This window comes from Streptomyces canus, from assembly GCF_030816965.1.
GTDB lineage: Bacteria > Actinomycetota > Actinomycetes > Streptomycetales > Streptomycetaceae > Streptomyces > Streptomyces canus_E.
Map to the genome: position 1 here is coordinate 4762280 of NZ_JAUSYQ010000002.1, position 20935 is coordinate 4783214.

Sequence of the window (20935 nt, forward strand, 5' to 3'; positions counted from 1 at the left end):
AGCCCACTGGATCCAGTACAGCGGGCCGACCCACGCATCATCCATGGAAGCGCTCCCCCGGTGGCCGGAGAAGAGCGCACGGACAGGCGCACGGCCACACAACGGGAGCACGACACAACTGCGCGTATCGGACCCGTACTTCAGTACGGACCACAATCCCGCCATCCGGAACAATGCCTCTTAACGCTTGGGATGCGGCGAACTACGCTGGGTTTACGAATGCCGCGTGGTTATGCCAGCGCGGCAGCCGTCTGTGTCGAGGGGTGGCGCATGTCCAGGGAGCAACGCGGGCCGAACGAAAAACTCGGCACCGTTCTCGCCCTCGCGGGAATCAGCAACGCAGGACTCGCGCGTCGCGTCAACGATCTTGGCGCTCAACGCGGGTTGACTCTTCGCTACGACAAGACGTCGGTGGCGCGCTGGGTGTCGAAGGGAATGGTGCCGCAAGGTGCGGCGCCGCACCTCATCGCCGCCGCCATCGGCCAGAAGCTCGGCCGCCCGGTGCCGCTCCACGAGATCGGCCTGGCGGACGCGGATCCCGCGCCGGAGGTGGGTCTCGCCTTCCCCAGGGACGTCGGACAGGCCGTCAGGTCGGCCACGGAGCTCTACCGTCTCGACCTCGCCGGCCGCCGGTCGGGCGCGGGCGGCATCTGGCAGTCCCTCGCCGGTTCGTTCGCAGTGAGCGCATACGCAACGCCCGCCTCACGGTGGCTGATAACCCCGGCCGACAGCTCGGTCGCGCGCGAGGTGAACCACTCCGAGGACTCGGGCGCACCACTCAAAGTCGGCCACAGCGACGTGCAGAAGCTGCGGGAGGCCGCCGAGGACGCCAGGCGCTGGGACTCCAAGTACGGAGGCGGCGACTGGCGTTCGTCCATGGTGCCGGAGTGTCTACGGGTGGAGGCGGCACCGCTGCTGCTCGGCTCGTACTCCGACGAAGTGGGCCGGGCACTGTTCGGGGCCTCCGCCGAACTCACCCGTCTCGCGGGCTGGATGGCCTTCGACACGGGTCAGCAGGAGGCGGCGCAGCGGTACTACATCCAGGCACTGCGGCTGGCCCGGGCCGCCGCCGACGTACCGCTCGGCGGGTATGTGCTGGCGTCGATGTCGTTGCAGGCGACCTACCGAGGCTTCGGCGACGAGGGGGTCGATCTCGCGCAGGCCGCGCTGGAGCGCAACCGGGGGCTGGCGACGGCCCGCACCATGAGTTTCTTCCGGCTCGTCGAGGCACGGGCACACGCGCGTGCTGGTGACGCCGCCGCGGCCGGAGCGGCGCTCAAGGCGGCCGAGGGGTGGCTGGAGCGGTCCCGGGACGGGGACAACGATCCGTCGTGGCTCGGGTTCTACTCGTACGACCGGTTCGCCGCCGACGCGGCCGAGTGCTACCGGGATCTGAAGGCACCGCGTCAGGTGCGACGGTTCACGGAGCAGGCGCTGTCGAAGCCGACGGAGGAGTTCGTACGGTCGCACGGGCTCCGCCTGGTCGTCTCGGCGGTCGCCGAGCTCGAGTCGGGCAATCTCGACGCGGCCTGCGAGCAGGGCGTGCGGGCGGTGGAGGTCGCGGGGCGGATCTCCTCGGCCCGTACCACCGAGTACGTGAAGGATCTGCTCCATCGGCTGGAGCCGTACGGTGATGAGCCGCGGGTGGTGGAGCTCCGGGAGCGGGCCCGGCCGCTGCTGATGGCGCCGGCCTGAGCCCCGGCGGCCGTCACCGCCCCCGCGTTTGAAGTGACTGTCAGTGGTGCAGTGCACTATCGGGTGTGGGAGGTGGTGCAGGTGTCGACGGGGATCGCTTACGACTGTGACGTGCTCGTGGTCGGTGGGGGCATTGTCGGGTTGTCCACGGCGTATGCGATCACGCGCAGCGCGCCCGGTACCCGGGTCGTCGTGCTGGAGAAGGAGGCGGGGCCCGCCCGGCATCAGACCGGGCGCAACAGCGGGGTGATCCACAGCGGGATCTACTACCGGCCCGGGTCGCTCAAGGCGCGGTACGCGGCGCGGGGCGCCGCCGAGATGGTCAAGTTCTGCGCGGAGTACGGCATCGCTCACGCCGTCACCGGCAAGCTGATCGTCGCCACCGAGCGCAGCGAGCTGCCCCGGCTGCACGGACTGGTGCAGCGCGGCCGGGAGAACGGCATTCCGGTGCGCGAGCTGGGCGCCGCCCAGATCGCGGAGTACGAGCCCGAGGTCGAGGGGCTCGCCGCCATACACGTCGGGACGACCGGCGTGTGCGACTTCGTCGGGGTCGCGCGGCAGCTGGCCGAGGCGTCGGGCGCGGAGATCCGGTACGGCGCCGAGGTGCGGCGGATCGACCGGCGGCCGGAGCTCGGGGTCGCCGTGCTGACGGGCGCCGGGGACGTCGTACGGGCGCGGGTGCTGGTGAACTGCGCCGGGCTGCACTGCGACGAGGTGGCCCGGCTGACCGGGGACGAGCCGGGGATGCGCATCGTGCCGTTCCGGGGGGAGTACTACTCGCTGGCGCGGCCCGAGCTGGTGCGGGGACTGGTGTATCCGGTGCCGGATCCGGCGTTTCCGTTCCTCGGGGTGCATCTCACGCGCGGGATCGACGGGGGTGTGCACGTCGGGCCCAACGCGGTGCCCGCACTGGCCCGGGAGGGGTACGACTGGGGGACCGTACGACCTCGGGAGCTGGCGGCGACGCTGGCCTGGCCGGGGTCGTGGCAGATAGCCCGGCGGCACTGGCGGTACGGCACGGGGGAGCTGCGGCGGTCGGTGTCGCGGAGGGCGTTCACCGCGGCTGTGCGCAGGCTGCTGCCTGCCGTCACGGCGGATGATCTGGTGCCTTCGGCGGCCGGGGTACGGGCCCAGGCGGTGCTGCGGGACGGCACGCTGGTGGACGACTTCCTGATCCGCGAGGGAGCTCGGGCGGTGCATGTGCTGAACGCCCCCTCGCCCGCGGCGACGGCGTCCCTGCCGATCGGGCGGGAGGTGGCCCGACGGGCGCTGGAGACGCTGCGCTCGGCGTGAGGGGTGACTGGTGCCCCCGGACGTGACGGCCGGAACATCCCTGAGCGGCGCTCGTCCCCGAGGCCACCGTAAAATCGACTCCACTGTGTCTGACTCCCTCAACGCCCCCGAAGCTCCCCGGTCCCGGCCGACCGCCGCCGACGAGTCCGCTCCGCACGCCCCCGGTGTCCCCGTTCGGCACGCCCGGGCCAAAGGGGAGCCGCGGTTTCCCGACGGGCCCAGTGCCGATCCCGCGGGATCGCACTTCGAGCGGCGGATCCGGAGTTTTCAGCCGCGCCGCAGCCGGGTGACGGCGGGGCAGGCGGACGCGTTGCAGCGGCTGTGGCCCACATGGGGCCTCGACATCGACGGACAGCGCACGATCGACTTCGGTGAGATGTTCGGCAACGACCGTCCGGTCGTGCTGGAGATCGGCTTCGGCATGGGTGAGGCCACCGCGCAGATGGCCGCCGCGGAGCCGGGGATCAACATCCTCGCCGTCGATGTGCACACCCCTGGGCAGGGGAACCTGCTCAATCTCGCCGAGCAGCAGAAGCTGTCCAACGTCCGGGTCGGCAACGGCGACGCCATCATCCTGCTCCGCGAGATGCTGACCGAGGACTCGCTCGACGGACTGCGCGTCTACTTCCCGGACCCCTGGCCCAAGAAGCGGCACCACAAGCGGCGACTGATCCAGCCGGAGTTCCTGGACCTGGCCGCGACACGGCTGCGGCCGGGGGCGCTGGTGCACTGCGCGACCGACTGGGAACCGTACGCCGAACAGATGCTCGACGTGCTCACCGCGCACCCCGCCTTCGAGAACACACAGGCAGACGGCGGTTTTGCGTCGCGTCCCGACTTCCGGCCACTGACCCGTTTCGAGGGCCAGGGACTGGACAAAGGACATGTCGTGAACGACCTGCTGTTCCGCCGCGTACAGCACGGCGACCGACCCGACCGATCCGACCAGTCCCCCACCGGCGCCTGATCACCCGCTCCGCCTGCGGGCGGCGCCTCTGTCTCGTTAAGGTCGATGCTGTGGCCACCTGTCCCCCGTATCCGACGCACCCCGGTGACCCCACCGGCGGCGCCGCGCTGCGGCATGCGCACTGGTGGCAGCGGAAGTGGGTGCGCTACGGCGCCCTGATCACGCTCCTCGCGCTGTCCGGGCTCGTCATCCTCGCCCTGGTCCGCCAGCAGACCGGTACCGAGGGGTTCCTGGTCGGACTGGGCCTGGCCGTTCTGCCCGTACCGCTGCTCATAGCCGCGTTCCGCTGGCTCGACCGGGTCGAACCGGGTCCCTGGCGCAATCTGCTGTTCGCCTTCGCCTGGGGCGCCTGCGCGGCGGCGCTGATAGCGATCATCGCCAACAGCTTCGCGACGAAATGGATAGCGACGGCGACCGCCGACCCGACCAGCGCCGACACCCTCGGCGCGACCGTCATAGCGCCGATCGTCGAGGAGTCCGCCAAGGCCGCCGCCGTGCTGCTGGTCTTCCTGTTCCGCAGACGGGACTTCACCGGGATCGTCGACGGGGTGGTGATAGCGGGGGTCACCGCCACCGGCTTCGCCTTCACCGAGAACATCCTCTACATCGGCACCGCCTTCGGCACCGACCAGCTCAACGGCCACGGCGGCATCGCCTCCGTCACCGCCGCGACCTTCTTCGTGCGCGTCGTGATGTCACCGTTCGCGCACCCCCTGTTCACCGTCCTCACCGGCATCGGCTTCGGCATCTCCGCGCTCTCGGCGGAACGCCAGCACGTACGGCGAGTGCTCGTCCCGCTGTCCGGTTTGCTGCTCGCGATGGGCATGCACGCGATGTGGAACGGCTCCTCGACGCTCGGGGAGTACGGGTTCTTCGCGGTGTACGCGATGTTCATGGTGCCGGCGTTCGCGCTGCTGACCTGGCTGGTCATCTGGACGCGGCAGCGGGAGCTGAAGACCGTGCGCGAGGAACTGCCCGCGTACGCCGTCGCCGGGTGGCTGGCGCCGACGGAGCCGTACGTACTGGGCTCGATGCGGGCACGACGGGTGGCGCGGGAGTACGCGCGGCGGCAGTTCGGCGGGCGGGCCGCGGCACGGGCCGTCTCGCAGTACGAGGCGTACGCGACGTCCTTGGCGTTCCTACGGCGCCGGGGGCGGCTCGGGCGGGCGAACGCCGACTTCGTCGTACGGGAGCGGGAGTTGTTGCACGAGCTGTGGCGGCGTCGTGACGTCGCGCGGCCCGCGCTGGACCACGCCGCCCGGATGACGGCGCCGCCGGTCCCGGTGGCCGCGCCGCCCTGGCCGGTGTACGGGGTGTACGGCTATCCGCCGCACCCGGTCCAGCCGGCCCACTCGACGGTGCCGTACCCCGCCTACAACCCGTACCGGACGTAGGGCTGCTCAGACCTCGGCACCGCCGGTCGGCCCCTGCGCCCGACTCAGGCCGACGCCTCCGTCAAGCGAGCCGCCTCCTCCTCCGTCAGCGCCAGCTCCGCCACCCCCAGCAGCGCCGGCAGCTGTGCCACCGTACGCGCGGAAGCGATCGGGGCCGCGACCGTCGGCCGGGACGCGAGCCAGGCGAGGGCGACCGTGGCGACCGGGACGCTGTGGGACTCGGCGATGTCGTCCAGGGCCGCGAGGACCTTCCGGCCGCGTTCGGTGTCCAGGTGCTTGCCGGCGCCCGCCGCCGCCCGCGGGCTGTCGACGGTCGCGCCGGGGCGGTACTTGCCGGTGAGGAACCCGGAGGCGAGGGCGTAGTACGGGACGGCGGCGAGGCCCTCACGCGCGGCCACCGCCTGCAGCTCGCCCTCGTAGGTGTCCCGGGAGACCAGGTTGTAGTGGGGCTGCACGGCGACATAGCGCGCCAGGCCCTCGCGGTCCGAGAAGGCCAGGGACTCCGCGAGGCGCGCGGCGGAGATGTTGGAGGCTCCGATCGCCCGCACCTTGCCCGCCTTCACCAGCTCGTCCAGCGCGCCGATGATCTCCTCGACCGGCACCTCGGTCTTGTCGAAGTGGGTGTAGTAGAGGTCGATGTGGTCGGTGCCCAGGCGCTGCAGCGAGGCGTCGGCGGCGGCCTTGATGTTGGTGGCGGTCAGGCCGGGGAAGTCGGGGTGCTGGCTGACCTTCGTGGCGATGACGACGTCGTCGCGGTTGCCCCGCGCCGCCAGCCACTTGCCGATGACGGTCTCGGACTCACCGCCGGAGTTGCCGTCGACCCAGTGCGAGTACGAGTCGGCCGTGTCGACGAAGTTGCCGCCCGCGGCGGCGTACGCGTCGAGGACGGCGAAGGACTGGGACTCGTCGGCCGTCCAGCCGAACACGTTGCCGCCGAGGGAGAGCGGGAAGACCTCGATGTCGGAGGAGCCGAGCTTGCGAAGCGGAGAAGCAGTCATGTCCTACGTCAACGCAAGCACCGGACGCCCGCCTTCCGTGACGGCCGCAAAATCGCCGTAAACCTCAGGGGTTGAGACCCTTGCCGCGCAGCCACGCCATCGGGTCGATCCCGTCGGCCGAGCCGCCCGGGTGGACCTCCAGGTGCAGGTGCGCGCCGGTCACGTTGCCCGTGGCACCCACGCGGCCGATGACGTCACCGGTGCCGACCTTCTGGCCGACGCTGACGCTGATCGAGGACTGGTGGCAGAACCACAGCTCGGTGCCGTCGTCGAGGGTCAGGATCGTGCGGTAGCCGTAGGAACCGGCCCAGCCAGCCTCGGTGATGGTGCCGCTGTGGATGGCCTTGATGAGCGTGCCCGTGGGCGCGGCGAAGTCGAGGCCCGTGTGGTAGCCGGAGGACCACAGGGAGCCGGCCTGACCGAAGGTCGAGGTGATGGTGTACGACGAGGTCGGCAGCGTGTACTGCTTGGCGAGCTCGGCCAGGCGCGCGGCCTCGGCCTTCTTCGCGGCCTCCTCCTCCGCCTTCTTCTTCGCGGCGGCGGCCTTCTCCTGAGCGTCCTTCTCCGCCTTGGCGGCGGCCGCGTCGGCCTCCTTCTCGGCGGCGGCCGCGACGGCCGCGGCGGCCTTGGTGTCGATCTGGTCCTGTTGCCGCTCGGCCTGGGCCAGGATGCGCGAGCGCAGCGCCTCACCGGCGTCCGAGGTGCCCTTGGCGGTGTCGGCTGTGGCGGTGCCGACGCTGCTGAAGGCGCTCGTGTCGTCCGCGGCGGAGTCGGAGTCGTCCGAGATGAGCGAACCCACGGAGGGCAGGTCGGGCATGGAGATGGAGACCGGCGGCTTGCCGGTGTTGGCGCTGGCCATCCCGCCCGCGCTGACGGCGGCTATGACACCGACGCCCAGAACGGTGGAGCTGCGGGCGAATCCCCCGCCACGCTGCTTGGTGACGCGGTGCCGGCCACGTACGGCGGGGAGGGTCTCCGCGGTGGGGTTCCACTCCCCCAGCGTGGCCTCGTCGTCGGCACGGTAGCCGCCGTACACAAGTGTGTCGGTACTGCGCTGACCGGGCTCGAACGGGGCCTCAGGGGCAGGCGGGTTCGCCACGTGGGCGCACTCCTTTCCTTCCTTCTCGCCTACCGGGTTAGCTGACGGGTTCGGAGCAGGAAGGTCTCCTACGCGCGTATACCCGCCGTGCTGCCACGGCGGAGTACGAGCGATTCACCCCAAGTTAGTGGTTCCCCGGTTCCCTTGCGGGATTCGGCGCGTGAGCACGGAGCCGTCTCTTGTGACGGCTGGGACGACCGCGCTGCGTTATCGAACGTTAATAGACCCGGGGGCTCGATTCCAAGCTGTTCCACTTGATCATTAACGAAATCCCGCAGGACTTACGGCCCATGAGCGGTGAAAAACGGGCGAGTTGACCTCACCCCGGGCGCCCCACAGGTATTGACGGTGCGTCAGTTGTTATGCGGAGGGCGCTCACCCGCTCACGCCAGGTCACGAAGGCCGTCGGGCGGCGAGCAGCGCCCGGGGTCGTAGAACCGCTCGTGGAGGCCGTACGCGGTGGTTGCCCACGCGGCTGACGATCCGTACGACCCCGTCGCCGTGCGGGAGTTCGGCGAGGACGGCCGTGGTCAACTCCTCGAAGGCCTCGACGCTGTCCCGCCGGGTCCCACCTCGCGTCGGCGTCGGTGTGGTCTCTTCCTCGACGGCCTCCCGGAACACCGCGATGACGCTCGCGACAGCCGCCACCGGCCCCATTCCCTTGCCGCGCACGTCCCCGACGACCATCCGTGCGAACGGGCGCCTGATGAACGCGTCCGTCTGGGCCGCCTCGCAGGGCACCGCGAGGGCGAACCTGCCGATCCGCCCGGCGGCACGGGGCAGCACCGCTCGCTGGGCGGCTTCGGCGATCTCGCGCCGGTAGGCCGGCGGTTCGCTGCCTCGGCGGACGAGGAGATCGACAAGGCCGCGGGGACGGGCGACCGTCGCCGCGGTGGCCGGCTCGGTGACGGCGTCGGCTTGGAGGAGGATGCCGAGCCGCAGGTGGACCGCGAGGACGACGAGGGCGGACTCGACGCCGGTGAGACGGTGCCGCGCCGGGAGCAGAGCGGGGCCGCGACCAGAGGCGCGGCGGTGAAGAGGGGCGCGGCGGAGAACCGTGACGGGGCGAGGTAGTCGTAGCACGCCCCCCGCGACGAGCAGCCGCGCCGGGAGTGGGCGAACGAAGGTGCGCGCGGATGAGCTCGGCACCGGGTGGCCCGGCCTGGGGAAACACTCAGGGCCGGAGTCCAGTAACTGGATTCCGGCCCTGAGCCTTGAGTAGCGGGGACAGGATTTGAACCTGCGACCTCTGGGTTATGAGCCCAGCGAGCTACCGAGCTGCTCCACCCCGCGTCGTTGTGTGACCAGCATACGCCATCCACGGGGTGGTTCGCGCCATGGTGGGGATCGGCCGGGCGAGGGCGGCGTACCGTGGCGCCCCTCACGGAAACGGGGAGGGGCACAGGGCGGCAGCCGACGAGCGGCCGGTGGAGATCGACAAGCGGGACATCCCGCTCTCCGGCGGCCGGACGCTGCGGGTGACGGAGTTCGGCGACGGCGGCATCCGGCTGGCGGTGCGGGCGTGTTCTCCCTACGTGGTGACGAGCCTGGAGCAGATCGACGACGGGGCCGTACTGACGCTTCCCCCGGCCGCGAAAGATCGAACGCCCACCGGAACCGGGTCCGCGACCACGGCGACGGTGACGGCGGCAGCCCGGAGTGAGCCTCGTTCGGGTCCCGATGGTGTAGCGGGCTACACCGTGCTCCCGGGCCCGATCATCTAGCGTGAGCCGCATGTGGAAGTCGGTGCAGCGTGCGGCGATGGCGACCGTGCACCTCGTGGTGGCCGCGGCGATGTGCTTCGGCGTGTACATCTTCATCACCGTGCTGCTGATCGCCGCCATCGGTACGGTCGCCGTGGTCGGCTGCTGGCTGCTGCCCGAGGCCGTGCTGCTGATACGGCGGATCGCCGGCGCCAAGCGCAACCTGACCGCCCTGTGGACGGGCCGGGAGATCCCCGAGGCGTACACGCCGATGACCGGCACCCTCCGCGAGCGGCTGAGGATCACCGTGCAAGACCCCGGCACGCTCAGGGACTTCCGCTGGATGCTCTCCTATTACCTCTACGGCGCCCTCCTCGCCCTCGCCCTCCCGCTGTGGCCCCTCGGCCTCGTGGTCGACGGTGTGTGGGCCGGGATCCTGCGCCGCAGCCCGGTCGTCCTGCCGCTGATCGTGAAGCTCGCGGACACCGAGGCCCGTTGGTCGACCGCGCTGCTCATGCCCTCCCCGAAGGCCAGGCTGGCCCGGCGGGTCGAGGAGCTGAAGGAGACCCGGGCCGACGCCATCGCCGCGCACGAGGCCGAACTGCGCCGCATCGAGCGGGACCTGCACGACGGCGCCCAGGCCAACCTCGTGGCGCTCTCGATGCGCATCGGACTCGCCAAGCGGGCCTACGACCGAGACCCCGACGCCGCCCGCAGACTGCTGGACGACGCCCAGGGCCAGGCCGAACAGGCGCTGACGGAGCTGCGGCAGGTGGTGCGCGGCATCCATCCGCCGATCCTCACCGACCGGGGTCTCGTGGGCGCGGTGCGGGCACTGGCGTCGAGCAGCGGGCTCACGGTCGGCGTCGAGGACGGCGGTCTGGACGCGGGCACCCGGGCGCCCGCGGCGGTGGAGGCCGCGGCCTACTTCGTGGTCGCCGAGTCCCTCACCAATGTGGCCAAGTACAGCGGGGCGGACCGTGCCGAGGTCCGGCTCGCCCGCACCCGGCGCGGCCTGACCGTGCGGGTGCGGGACGATGGCCGCGGCGGCGCCGACGAGTCCGCGGGTTCAGGGCTGCTCGGGATGCGGCGCAGGGTCGCCGCGCTCGACGGGACCTTCGAAGTGACCAGCCCCGTAGGGGGCCCGACCGTGATCGATGTGGAGCTGCCGTGCGTGTGGTGATCGCCGAGGACAACGCCCTCCTGAGAGAGGGGCTGGTCCTCCTGCTGACGTCCTCCGGGCACGAGGTGGTGGCTGTCGTCGGCACCGGTCCGGAAATTCTGCCCGCTGTGCTGGAGCACCGGCCGGACGTGGCGGTGCTCGACGTACGCATGCCGCCCGGCTTCCGCGACGAGGGGCTGCGGGCGGCTCTCGAGGCGCGCGAGCGGATCCCCGGACTCCCTGTGCTGGTGCTCTCGCAGTACGTCGAGGAGTCGTACGCCGCCGAACTGCTCGGCGGTGGCAGCAGCGGGGTCGGCTACCTCCTGAAAGACCGGGTCGGCCGGGTCGACGAGTTCCTCGACGCGCTGGAGCGGGTCGCGGCCGGCGGCACCGCGCTCGACCCCGAGGTCGTCACCGAACTCCTCACCCGCCGCCGCGACACCCCCCTCGACTCCCTCACCCCGCGCGAGCGCGAGGTGCTGAAGCTGATGGCCGAGGGCCACGACAACACCACCATCGCGAAGACCCTCGTCGTCACCGAGCGCGCGGTCAGCAAACACATCGGCAACGTCTTCCTCAAGCTGGGTCTGCCGCCGAGCGACAGCGGCCACCGGCGGGTGCTGGCGGTACTGGCCTATCTGGCGCACACGCCCAAGTGACGCTCATCCGACGCCGAGCTCGGTCAACTCCCCCAGCGGCAGCGTGTGCTGGGTCTGCAGGACCTTCGCGCGCAGGTACCGGACGTTGTGGGCGGTGGTGAAGACGCCGGTGGGGACACGGTCGCGGACGTCGATGCCGAGGTCGCGCAACTGGCCCGCCTTGTCGGGGTTGTTGGAGAGCAGGTCGAGCTCTCCGATGCCCAGCGCCCGGAGCATCTGCGCGGCCGCCGTGTAGTCGCGGGCGTCCTCGGGCAGGCCCAGCGCGGTGTTCGCGGCGTAGGTGTCGAGGCCCTGGTCCTGAAGGGCGTACGCGTCGAGCTTGTTGTAGAGGCCGATGCCACGGCCCTCCTGGCGGAGGTAGAGCAGGACGCCGCCGCGCTCGGCTATGCGCTCGACCGCCTCGCGCAGCTGCGGGCCGCAGTCGCAGCGGGCGGAGCCGAAGACGTCGCCGGTGAGGCACTCGGAGTGCAGGCGCACCAGGGGGACGGGGCCCGGGTCGCCGAGGACGACGGCGAGGTGTTCCTGGCCGTCGGTCAGGCCGTGGAAGGTGACGAGCTCGGCGTCTACGCGGTAGCCGTCCCCGAAGCGCAGCGGGACGCGGACGCGGGAGCGCTGGGTGGCGGCGGGCAGGTCGGGCATGCGGGTACTCCGGTTCGTAGGCATACCTGCTTCAGATTTGAAGCAGTTCTACTGATCCGAGACCCTACCTCATGCTTTAAATTTGAAGCAATGGATATATGGCGCTCGTCACGCAGGGCGTCCCTCAGGAGCAGGACGGGGACGAGCGCCGGCGCCAGGGGACCCCCTCGGAGCCGCCACCGTCACTCTGGAGCCCTTCGGTGACGCTCATGAAGATCTCCTCCAGCTGCCCCACCTGCTCGGGAGTGAGCCGGTCGAAGAGCGCGGCACGGACCGTCTCCACATGCCCGGGCGCCGCCCGCTCCAGCACCGCCATCCCCTCGTCCGTGAGGACCGCGACACTGCCGCGCTTGTCCCACTGGCAGCTCTCGCGCCGCACCAGCCCGTCCTTCTCCAGCCGGGCGACGGCGTACGTCAACCGGGGCCGGGTGATCTTCAGCCCTTCGGCGAGCTCGGTCATCCGAAGCCGCCGCTCCGGGGTTTCCGAAAGGTTGGCCAGGATGGAGTAGTACAGGTGCGGCATGCCGGCCTCCTGTTGGAGCTGCCGGTCGATGGTGTCCTCCAGGAGGAGCGAGGCCGCGATGTACGCGCGCCAGGCGCGTTGCTCGTCGGGGCTGAGCCAGCGGGTCGTCATGCCCCCAGTGTAGGTTTGCTTCAAACTTGAACCAAGACCCGTCATCCGTTTTCGAGAGGGACAGCCCCGATGCCCCACCCCTACGTCCTCCTCTCCGCCGCGGTCTCCCTCGACGGCTACCTCGACGACACCGGCCCCGACCGCCTCCTCCTGTCCGGCCCGGCCGACTTCGACCGCGTCGACGAGGTCCGCGCCTCCGTGGACGCCATCCTCATCGGCGCGGGCACGATCCGCGCCGACAACCCCCGCCTGCTGGTGAACTCCGAGGCACGCCGCGCGGCCCGGGTCGCCGCCGGAAAGCCGCCGTACCCCCTGAAGGTCACGGTCAGCGGCTCGGGAGACCTGGACCCGTCCGCGAACTTCTGGCACACCGGCGGCGAGAAGCTCGTCTGTACGACGGACAAGGGCGCGGAGCGGGCCCGCTCCCTGGGTCTCGCGGCCGACGTCGTCTCTCTCGGTCCCGAACTGGACTGGCACCGCCTGCTGGAGCACCTGCACGAGGAGCGCGGCGTGGACCGCCTGATGGTCGAGGGCGGCGGCCGGGTCCACACCCAGCTCCTCCAGCAGGGCCTGGCGGACGAGCTGCAGCTGGTCCTCGCCCCCCTCTTCGTGGGCACCCCGGACGCCCCCCGCCTCTTCGGCCCGGGCTCCTACCAGGCAGGACGCCTCCGCCTCGTGGAGTCCCGCCGGATCGAGGACGTGGTCCTCATGCGCTACGAACCCACCGCCCCCGGTACGGGCCTGCACCCGTCCCCCGCGGACCGCCACTGGCTCTCCCTGGCCTGCGAGCTGGCGACCCGGTGCCCGCCCTCACAGACGGCGTTCAGCGTGGGCGCGGTCGTGGTGGCCGCCGACGGCACGGAGCTGGCCCGCGGCCACTCCAGGGAGGTCGGCGATCCGGTGGTCCACGCCGAGGAGGCGGCCCTGGCGAAGATCGATCCGGCCGACCCCCGCCTGGCCACGGCCACGGTGTACACGAGCCTGGAACCCTGTACCCGGCGGGCGTCCCGGCCCTTCCCCTGCGCCCGGCTGATCCTGGACGCGGGAGTACGCCGGGTGGTGACGGCGTGGCGGGAGCCGGACACGTTCGTGGCGGGGGCCGACGGGACGGGGTTGCTCACGGGGGCGGGCGTGGACGTGGTGGTGCTGGGCGAGTACGAGGGCCGCGCGAAGGCACCCAACCGCCACCTGCTGTGAACCCGCGCCCCGCCGGTCTCAGCCGATGGCGTACGCCCGGTACACCGTCTCCACCGAACGGTCCCCGGCCGCGTCGGTCACCTCGGAGCGCAGGGCGACCACACCGGACGCCGGGTTGTGGACGGACGCCTGCCAGGTCGAGCCGGAGTGCTTGACGGTCGCCGCCTTCCAGGTCCTGCCGCCGTCGGCGGACGACCAGACCCGCACGGACTTGGCGGTCACCTCGGTGAACTTCAGGTCGGGGCCCTGGGAGCCGCGCCCGGCGCTCACGTCGACCGTGGTGGTGCCGTTCGCCGCGGCCTGGTTGTGGCTGTTGAGCCCGGTCGGCAGGAAGCGGGTCATGAAGACCGGCGCGACCATCGCCTTGTCCGGGTCGGCCTTGAAGTGCCAGTCGAGGGTGACGCGCGACGACAGCATGCCGGCGGGGAAGGTGATGCCGGGACGGTAGCGATGGGCGTCGACGGTCAGGTCGTACCAGCCGACCGAGTGGATCCCGGCGGAGAACTCGGCGTCGCCGGCACCCCAGTTGGTCACGGTCTGCTTCTTGACGGTAGTGCCGCCCTTGGACAGGACCACCGTCTCCTTCGTCGGGTCGGCCCCGTTGACCCCGACGTCGGGGTCGCCGATCAGGGCGTCCGGGATGAAGGTGACGGACTTGTCGCCGATCATCGGCAGGTAGTGCATCGGGCTCCACGCGGCCCGGCCGAAGGACTGGGTGAAGCTCTGTCCCGCCTTCAGAGTCCTGACCTTCGGGAAACCGCCGCCGACGTCCTCGCCGTTGCTCGCGATGAGGTCGTCGCGTGGCTGCCAGGTCCCCGGAGTCACATGGACGGTGGCGCTGTACGGTGCGCTGTCGTCGCGGACCTCGGTCATCAGGTCGGTCGTGCAGTCGTGGGTCCTGGGCATCGCCTGGAGCGCGGTGTCGTTCTGCCGGGCCATCTGCGTGCCGCTGCGCACCGAGAAGCGCATCGTGGCCAGGTTCGACCGCTTGAACGACCCGCCGGGCGCGGCCGGGATGCCCGTGGTGTTCTTCACGGCGACGTAGCTGTCGTTGCCCGACCACTGCGCCAGGTACCCGAACTGCAGCAGCTTGGAGGAGTTCGGGATGGCGTAGAGGGATCCCTGGTAGTTCCAGCCGCCCGAACTGAAGGCGGAGGGCAGGTTGCTGACGGTGGCGGCGCACACCTGCGCGCTGATCCGCGGCGGGCCGGTCACGTCGGCGGGCGTGTCGAGGGACACCTTGACGGCCTTGCCCTTGCGCGCGTCGAGCGTCACCGAGGTGCTGCCGGACACCTGGACGACCCGCGCGCCGATGGTGTCGGTGCCCAGCCCCTCCGTGCCGTGCTCCCAGATGTCGGTCATCGCGAGGTAGCGCCCCGCCGGCAGGCTGATCCGCTTGCCCGACGTGACGCTGTACGTCTGCCCGGACGGCACGGCCACCACGGTGACCGTCGTCGAGACCTTGGCGCCGTGCCGACCCAGCGTGGTGACGGCCAGTGAGCCCGACGCCGCCTGCGCGGAAACGGCGGAAGCGACCAGCGGTACCAGCGCGGCCACCCCGACGAAAGCGAGCGATCTCCGTCGCACCATCTTCAACTCCCCTCCAGACCCCCAAGGCGGGCCAAGCCTAGGCACGCCACGGACATGGCAGATCAAAGCGAGGAGATACGTCCGATCAAGCTGTGACCAAGAACGTCACACAAAACGCCGGGGCCGCGCGGCGTGCGCCGCGCGGCCCCGAACGTCACGAGAAAGGTCAGGCAGGGGTGATGTTCTCCGCCTGCGGGCCCTTCTGGCCCTGGACCACGTCGAACGTCACGGTCTGGCCCTCCTGGAGCTCACGGAAGCCCGAGGAGTTGATCGCGGAGTAGTGCGCGAAGACGTCCGGACCGCCGCCGTCCTGGGCGATGAAGCCGAAGCCCTTCTCGGCGTTGAACCACTTCACAGTTCCCGAAGCCATAGTCATGCCTTCCAGTCGATGAACGCCCTCCCCCTGTGGGGAAGACGGAGGTGATCGCCCTGGTCCCTGCGGCACAGCACAGCAAAGCGCCCACACCTAAGGCGTGGGCAAGGGGAACTCCGAACCACGACAGCTGGCACAGACGCTACCGGTCCGCACCCGCCGCCACCATAGGAAACTCCCGCGTCGTTTCCGGCCATACGCGTGAGTGAGAGCCCCCTGTCCCGTCGGTCAGACGGACAAGGGCGTGCCGAGCATCGCGGAAGCCCGCTGCAACGGGCTCTCGCTGTGCGCCGGCGCGGCCTCGGGAAGGGCGCGGCAGGTGAAGCCGAGCTGGGCCATGGCCCGAAGGACCTCGCCGGCACTGAAATCGCGGCGGTCCTGACGGGTGATCACCTGGCCGACCTGCTTGAGGGGATAGTGGCGTCGTCCGATGATCACGGACTCGCCGGTGACCGGTTCGGGTTTGACACCCTTCATCGATTCCAGCACGCCGCTCTTGGTCAGGTCGAACGGGAAGCGGGCGATGACACAGCGCATGATGCCTCACAGGGAGAAGGGGAGAGGAGGAGACGGGCCGAGACAGCAGTGAAGCGGTTCAGCGGAAGAGGGCGAGGAGCCCGTTGCCGTCGGTGACGTCACGCAGGCGGATGCGGTCCGTGTATCCGAGGCTGTTGCGAACGGCGGTGAGCCGGGCCCGGGTGACCAGGCCGACGCGCTGGCCGTCCTCGTCACAGACGACCAGACGGCCCGTACGGGCGGCCGCCATCACGGACAGCGCCACCTCGACGGTCATGTCCCCCCAGACCCGTGGCCCGGCCACGTCCCTGGTGTCGGCCGGCGTGCCGTGCCCGGGGTGGGCGCTCACGGGGCGGGGCTGCGTCTGGACCAGCGTCAAAGGGTGCCTCCTGCGAAGATGGGCCGGCTTCCTGATCACGAAGGTGCTAGGCCGCCGCACCGACGGCGGGCTGCCGTACGGACACGCGGCGGGCCGCCGAGGCGGGGCGACGTCGACCGCGTGAGGTGGCACCGCGCTTCTTGGGGCGTTCGACCACCGGTGCGGTGATGACGACCGGGATGCCGGACGGGGCCTGGGCGCCGGTGATGCGGCGCAGGGCCTCGTCACCGACGCGGACCTGGGTGGTCAGCGGGATGATGCCGGCCGCCGCCATGAGGCGGGTCATCTCGCGGCGCTGGTTCGGGGTGACCAGGGTGACCACGCTGCCGGACTCGCCGGCGCGGGCCGTACGGCCGCCGCGGTGCAGGTAGTCCTTGTGGTCCGTCGGCGGATCCACGTTCACGACGAGGTCGAGGTTGTCGACGTGGATGCCACGCGCCGCGACGTTGGTCGCCACCAGCACGTTGACATGCCCGGTCTTGAACTGAGTCAGCGTGCGGGTGCGCTGCGGCTGGGACTTGCCGCCGTGCAGGGCCGCGGCCCGTACCCCGCTGTTCAGGAGGTGCTCGGTGAGGCGGTCGACGGCGTGCTTGGTGTCGAGAAACATGATCACGCGGCCGTCGCGGGCGGCGATCTCGGTGGTGGCGGTGTGCTTGTCGGCGCCGTGGACATGCAGCACGTGGTGCTCCATCGTCGTGACCGCGCCCGCCGAGGGATCGACGGAGTGCACGACGGGGTCGCTGAGGTAACGGCGCACGAGCAGGTCGACGTTGCGGTCGAGGGTGGCGGAGAACAGCATGCGCTGGCCCTCGGGGCGGACCTGGTCGAGCAGCGCGGTGACCTGGGGCATGAAGCCCATGTCCGCCATCTGGTCGGCCTCGTCCAGGACGGTGATGGAGACCTGGTCCAGCCGGCAGTCGCCGCGGTCGATGAGGTCCTTGAGGCGTCCCGGGGTGGCCACGACGACCTCGGCGCCCCCGCGCAGCGCGCTCGCCTGCCGGCCGATCGACATCCCGCCCACGACCGTGGCCAGCCGCAGCTTCACGGAGCGGGCGTACGGGGTGAGTGCGTCGGTGACCTGCTGGGCCAGCTCACGCGTCGGTACGAGGATCAGCCCCAGCGGCTGCCTGGCCTCGGCGCGCCGACCGGCCGTACGGGCCAGCAGCGCCAGCCCGAAGGCGAGGGTCTTGCCGGAGCCGGTGCGGCCGCGGCCGAGGACGTCCCGGCCGGCCAGGGAGTTCGGCAGGGTCGCCGCCTGGATCGGGAACGGTACGGTCACGCCCTCCGAGCCGAGCGCGGCCAGCAGTTCCCCGGGCATGTCGAGATCGGCGAAGCCCTCCACGGCGGGAAGCGCGGGGGTGACGGACTGGGGAAGGGCGAACTCCCCCTGTACCGCGGCGGGTCGGCGGCCCTGACCACCGGAACGGCTCGGCCCGCCGGACCGGCGCGGGGCCGGCGAACCGAACCGGCCGCCACCCCTTCCGGAGTCGGCACTGCCGTTACGGGTGCGGGCGAAGCGGTCGTTCGTACGTGTGCGGTTCATGCGGAACCTTCCTCGATGCGGCACATATCAAGGAATTCCCGCAGCGATGAGCAGCACGGTGAATTGCAAGAAAGGCCGGTGGAACGAGACAGCGAATCTGGCCGACGAAGAATTCGTACGGGCACAGGCGCTGAAACGAGTGGCGCGGCGCGGACGCGATATTCGGGGCGTCCACCGCGGTGCGGTCATGAAGAGATGCGTCGGTAAAACACTGCGGGAAATGCGAGCAGCTGGGGCCCGCACCCCGAAGGATGCGGGCCCCAGCTGCAAGTACGCGTGAGCGTCAGGCGGGAACGATGTTCTCGGCCGTCGGGCCCTTCTGGCCCTGCGCGATGTCGAAGGTCACCTTCTGGCCCTCGAGCAGCTCCCGGAAGCCTTGGGCGGCGATGTTCGAGTAGTGGGCGAACACGTCAGCGCCGCCACCGTCCTGCTCGATGAAGCCGAAGCCCTTTTCCGCGTTGAACCACTTCACAGTACCAGCAGCCATGTCATATCTCCTTTGGGGAATCGCGGTGATTAACCCGTCGGAAAATGAACCTACCGGCAACCACACCTGCAACTGAGATCGACAGTAGCACGCCGCAGCGGTCTGTGTGCGGTAAGAAGTCCGACTCTGCTTTATACGTCAGAGAAGCTGTCCGCGTGTCCGGGTGAAATCTCACCTCACGGGCACAGCTATTGAATAATTCGGAGCGCAGACGCTCGGCCACTCGGCGGCGGACCCGCTCCCGCGCAGGCCCGAGAACGCCGCAGCGCCCGACCCGACCGAAGCCGAACCGAGCGCTGCGCAGCGGGCTGGAGGGGGGGGGCACCCCCCGGCCCACCACCGGTAGGCCCTGTGGGACTCGAACCCACAACCAATGGATTAAAAGTCCAGCGCCCTGCCAATTGACCAAAGCACCCTCGTGTTCACGCTTTCTGTCAGCCCTTGCCGGGCGACGCCAGAAGCCACCGATCCTCGCAGGTCAGGCGGGTGCTGCGCGCTCTCCCGCGCAGCCTAGGTCAACGCTTCTTATCGATCTTTCCCGGGACTCACCGAAACATCCGAGCGAGCCACGAGCGAGCCACAGGGCCCCGCCGACCAGTCTCGACAGGGCCCTTCGTGTTGTCCTCGCGGACCACGCCACCCGCCCTCGAGGAACGCGCTGGCACCCGCTGCACCTGGCCCCCGGCCATGGGCGTAGCCCGGCTCATGAGCGACGAGGAGCGCCAGGAGTTCGCCGAGGAACGAGCCGACACCAACCAGGACGCCCCCGGCGCCCGCGCGGCGCCCGTCGACGTCTTGGACCTCATGACGACCGTCGAGGCGGGTCTCGTCACGGCGGCGGACCGGCTCGCCTCCCGCATCCAGCGCGAGCCGATCAAGGGGCCGACCGGCTGAGGCAGGGGTGCCGAGCACCCTCGCCACCATCCCAGCCCTGCGAGCGTTGCCGGTTCTCATCGAGATTTTCGAGCTGTTCTGATCGCTCAGTGCTGCCCAAAACCATCGCTAAACGTTGCCCGCTCGCGCTTACAAAACCGTCTGTGCTGTCATGTGCCCCGTGGCGCGGTAGTGCAGCCTCTCGCAAGGTGAAGGTTCGCCCGCCACCTGGTGGCCCTGCACGCGCACGCATCTTCGCGGTGTGTGCCCCGGCGTCTTGACGGATGCAGCCTCTGCGAGAAGGAGCGAGGATGGACAGTAGGCCGCGACGCGATCACCATCCTGGGGGTTTGGAGATGCGTCATGCCGGTTCACAAGGTCCGACCGGACATCAGCGTCCTGAATGACAGCCTCGAGGTGCCGGGAATCGGGCATCTCCCGGTGAATTCCTTTGTGCTGCATGCCTCGCAGCCCGTCGTCATCGACACCGGTCTCGGGCTGCCCGACCGGAACTTCCTGGAGCTGGTGGGTTCAGTGCTCGACCCCGTCGATGTGCGATGGATCTGGCTCACACACCCGGACCGAGACCACACGGGCGGGATCTTCGATCTGCTGGCCGCGGCGCCCGAGGCTCGTGTCGTGACCACGTTCCTTTCCGTGGGGTACCTGTCCTGTGAGCGGCCACTGCCGCTCGATCGCCTCTATCTGATCAACCCAGGGCAGAGCCTGGATGTCGGCGACCGTACCCTCATGGGGTTCAGACCACCGCTTTTCGACAACCCGGGCACGGTCGGCTTCTTCGACGACCGGTCCGGAGCCTGCTTCACCTCCGACTGCTTCGGCGGGCCGATGCCTAGCGCCGACCTGGCACGAGCCGATGATGTCGGTGCGGTCGGCGAGGAGGATCTGCGGGCCGCGCAGCTGCTGTGGGCGACGGTCGACAGCCCGTGGGTGCAGAACGTGGATGTCCAGAAGTTCCTCGGCAGCTTCCGGCCCCTGCGGGAGAGGGAGCCGGAGCTCATCCTCTCCACGCATCTGCCGCCGGCCCCGGGGATCACCGGGGCGATGATCGACAGGCTGGGTTCGGCGGCTGGGGCTCCGGCGTACGTGGGGCCGGACCAGGCAGCGCTGGAGCAGATGCTGGCAGGGTTCGAGCCGAATGGAGGCGGGCACCAGCCAGTGCCCGGAACTCCCGGATGATTCCAGCGAGTCGCAGGGCTCTTTCATCCTGTGCTGAAGGGTGAAATGGGCTGGTCAGCGGGTGTGGTGACGAGACAGGGCCCCTCGTCGTTGGCGTGGTGATTCCACTCATCACACCGGCGACCGAAGGAGCCCTGTTGGTTCCGTATCCTGCCATGCTCGACATCCCGCACGAGCTGGTTGAGCATGTTGCCTGGCTGCTGTACGAGCACCGCCGGGCCCGCAACACCCGCTGGCGTAAGCTCGGTTGCTTCAAGGAGGCGCAGCTCGCCCTTCTCCATCTGCGCAAAATCGGTAGCACGGCTACATCGGAGCCGCCGCCTCCCCGCCGGTCGAAGGCGGCTGGGGCGGGTTCGTCTCACTCGTCGGCAGTCTCCTGTTCCAGCGTGGCCAGCTCGATGCGACGGATACCGCGAAGCCAACGCGCCAAGGCGTACAGTGCCGCGCCTGCGATGCCGCACGGCTCCCAAACCTGGCGGATTCTGGCCACCCAAGGATCTCGTGGCGCTGTGTTCCGAGGCGATCGTGACGTCC

The 20935-nt window shown here is 70.3% G+C and carries 21 protein-coding genes, 1 tRNA gene, 1 pseudogene and 1 riboswitch; of the genes and pseudogenes, 11 read left to right on the forward strand and 12 right to left on the reverse strand.

What is annotated here, in order from left to right:
* Positions 1-270 precede the first annotated feature (270 nt).
* The 4 genes from QF027_RS22780 (at position 271) to QF027_RS22795 (ending at position 5349) form a co-directional block, all read left to right on the forward strand.
* Entirely contained in the window at positions 271-1695 is a 1425-nt protein-coding gene (locus QF027_RS22780) for a hypothetical protein (RefSeq protein ID WP_057609392.1), read from the forward strand.
* Positions 1696-1767: 72 nt separating this feature from the next.
* On the forward strand, positions 1768-2988 hold the full coding sequence (gene lhgO, locus QF027_RS22785) for an L-2-hydroxyglutarate oxidase (RefSeq protein WP_306986628.1): 1221 nt from the start codon (positions 1768-1770) through the stop codon (positions 2986-2988).
* A gap of 85 nt (positions 2989-3073) precedes the next feature.
* The gene (trmB, locus tag QF027_RS22790; protein ID WP_307076641.1) at positions 3074-3955 is read left to right on the forward strand and encodes a tRNA (guanosine(46)-N7)-methyltransferase TrmB; all 882 of its coding nucleotides are present in this window, start codon (positions 3074-3076) and stop codon (positions 3953-3955) included.
* A 50-nt stretch (positions 3956-4005) separates the two neighbouring features.
* A complete protein-coding gene (locus QF027_RS22795; RefSeq protein WP_307076642.1) occupies positions 4006-5349 on the forward strand; it encodes a PrsW family intramembrane metalloprotease in 1344 nt (447 codons plus the stop codon).
* Positions 5350-5393: 44 nt separating this feature from the next.
* On the opposite strand, the gene QF027_RS22800 is transcribed toward QF027_RS22795, so the two are convergent.
* The 4 genes from QF027_RS22800 to QF027_RS22815 all read right to left on the reverse strand — a co-directional run bounded on the left by QF027_RS22800 (position 5394) and on the right by QF027_RS22815 (position 8739).
* Positions 5394-6347, reverse strand: a complete 954-nt coding sequence (locus tag QF027_RS22800) for an aldo/keto reductase (protein ID WP_307076644.1) — start codon at positions 6345-6347, stop codon at positions 5394-5396.
* Between the two features lie 64 nt (positions 6348-6411).
* On the reverse strand, positions 6412-7446 hold the full coding sequence (locus QF027_RS22805) for a M23 family metallopeptidase (RefSeq protein ID WP_306979329.1): 1035 nt from the start codon (positions 7444-7446) through the stop codon (positions 6412-6414).
* 11 nt (positions 7447-7457) lie between these two features.
* A riboswitch (cyclic di-AMP (ydaO/yuaA leader) is annotated at positions 7458-7615 on the reverse strand.
* Positions 7616-7839: 224 nt separating this feature from the next.
* Positions 7840-8529, reverse strand: coding sequence for a hypothetical protein (locus QF027_RS22810; RefSeq protein WP_307076646.1), 690 nt, complete (start codon positions 8527-8529; stop codon positions 7840-7842).
* A gap of 136 nt (positions 8530-8665) precedes the next feature.
* Positions 8666-8739: transfer RNA gene (locus QF027_RS22815), tRNA-Met, on the reverse strand.
* Between the two features lie 134 nt (positions 8740-8873).
* Between QF027_RS22815 and QF027_RS22820 the strand changes: the two genes are divergently transcribed.
* Genes QF027_RS22820 through QF027_RS22830 form a run of 3 tightly spaced genes read left to right on the forward strand, consistent with a single transcriptional unit; the run spans position 8874 to position 10970 of the window.
* The gene (locus QF027_RS22820; RefSeq protein ID WP_307076648.1) at positions 8874-9170 is read left to right on the forward strand and encodes a hypothetical protein; all 297 of its coding nucleotides are present in this window, start codon (positions 8874-8876) and stop codon (positions 9168-9170) included.
* A gap of 10 nt (positions 9171-9180) precedes the next feature.
* Positions 9181-10332, forward strand: coding sequence for a sensor histidine kinase (locus QF027_RS22825; protein ID WP_307076650.1), 1152 nt, complete (start codon positions 9181-9183; stop codon positions 10330-10332).
* A complete protein-coding gene (locus QF027_RS22830; protein WP_306979321.1) occupies positions 10320-10970 on the forward strand; it encodes a response regulator in 651 nt (216 codons plus the stop codon). The genes QF027_RS22825 and QF027_RS22830 overlap by 13 nt, the downstream gene beginning before the upstream one ends.
* Positions 10971-10973: 3 nt before the next feature.
* Here QF027_RS22830 and QF027_RS22835 read toward each other — a convergent pair whose 3' ends face one another.
* The gene (locus QF027_RS22835) at positions 10974-11609 is read right to left on the reverse strand and encodes a GTP cyclohydrolase II (protein ID WP_266562846.1); all 636 of its coding nucleotides are present in this window, start codon (positions 11607-11609) and stop codon (positions 10974-10976) included.
* Positions 11610-11733: 124 nt separating this feature from the next.
* Entirely contained in the window at positions 11734-12243 is a 510-nt protein-coding gene (locus tag QF027_RS22840; protein ID WP_306979318.1) for a MarR family winged helix-turn-helix transcriptional regulator, read from the reverse strand.
* Positions 12244-12312: 69 nt separating this feature from the next.
* On the opposite strand from QF027_RS22840, the gene QF027_RS22845 reads away from it, so the two are divergent.
* Positions 12313-13440 (forward strand): dihydrofolate reductase family protein, encoded by a 1128-nt coding sequence (locus QF027_RS22845; protein ID WP_306979315.1) that lies wholly within the window; start codon positions 12313-12315, stop codon positions 13438-13440.
* 18 nt (positions 13441-13458) lie between these two features.
* Here the strand turns inward: QF027_RS22845 and QF027_RS22850 are convergent, their stop codons facing one another.
* The 6 genes from QF027_RS22850 to QF027_RS22875 all read right to left on the reverse strand — a co-directional run bounded on the left by QF027_RS22850 (position 13459) and on the right by QF027_RS22875 (position 18328).
* Positions 13459-15030: a hypothetical protein gene (locus QF027_RS22850; RefSeq protein WP_307076652.1), complete on the reverse strand. Its 1572-nt coding sequence runs from the start codon at positions 15028-15030 to the stop codon at positions 13459-13461.
* Positions 15031-15196: 166 nt separating this feature from the next.
* On the reverse strand, positions 15197-15400 hold the full coding sequence (locus QF027_RS22855) for a cold-shock protein (protein WP_057609368.1): 204 nt from the start codon (positions 15398-15400) through the stop codon (positions 15197-15199).
* 231 nt (positions 15401-15631) lie between these two features.
* A complete protein-coding gene (locus QF027_RS22860) occupies positions 15632-15940 on the reverse strand; it encodes an SCO5918 family protein (protein WP_306979309.1) in 309 nt (102 codons plus the stop codon).
* 58 nt (positions 15941-15998) lie between these two features.
* A complete protein-coding gene (locus QF027_RS22865) occupies positions 15999-16298 on the reverse strand; it encodes a CBS domain-containing protein (RefSeq protein WP_307076654.1) in 300 nt (99 codons plus the stop codon).
* A 46-nt stretch (positions 16299-16344) separates the two neighbouring features.
* Entirely contained in the window at positions 16345-17841 is a 1497-nt protein-coding gene (locus QF027_RS22870; RefSeq protein WP_307076656.1) for a DEAD/DEAH box helicase, read from the reverse strand.
* A gap of 283 nt (positions 17842-18124) precedes the next feature.
* Complete coding sequence (locus QF027_RS22875; RefSeq protein WP_023586116.1) at positions 18125-18328, reverse strand: cold-shock protein; 204 nt, start codon at positions 18326-18328, stop codon at positions 18125-18127.
* A 705-nt stretch (positions 18329-19033) separates the two neighbouring features.
* Here QF027_RS22875 and QF027_RS22880 point away from each other — a divergent pair.
* The 3 genes and pseudogenes from QF027_RS22880 to QF027_RS22890 form a co-directional block, all read left to right on the forward strand.
* Entirely contained in the window at positions 19034-19222 is a 189-nt protein-coding gene (locus tag QF027_RS22880) for a hypothetical protein (protein ID WP_307076659.1), read from the forward strand.
* A gap of 342 nt (positions 19223-19564) precedes the next feature.
* Positions 19565-20401, forward strand: a complete 837-nt coding sequence (locus QF027_RS22885) for an MBL fold metallo-hydrolase (protein ID WP_307076661.1) — start codon at positions 19565-19567, stop codon at positions 20399-20401.
* A 95-nt stretch (positions 20402-20496) separates the two neighbouring features.
* Positions 20497-20691: pseudogene (locus tag QF027_RS22890) on the forward strand (IS5/IS1182 family transposase); the annotation flags it as partial.
* Positions 20692-20935: the final 244 nt, after the last annotated feature.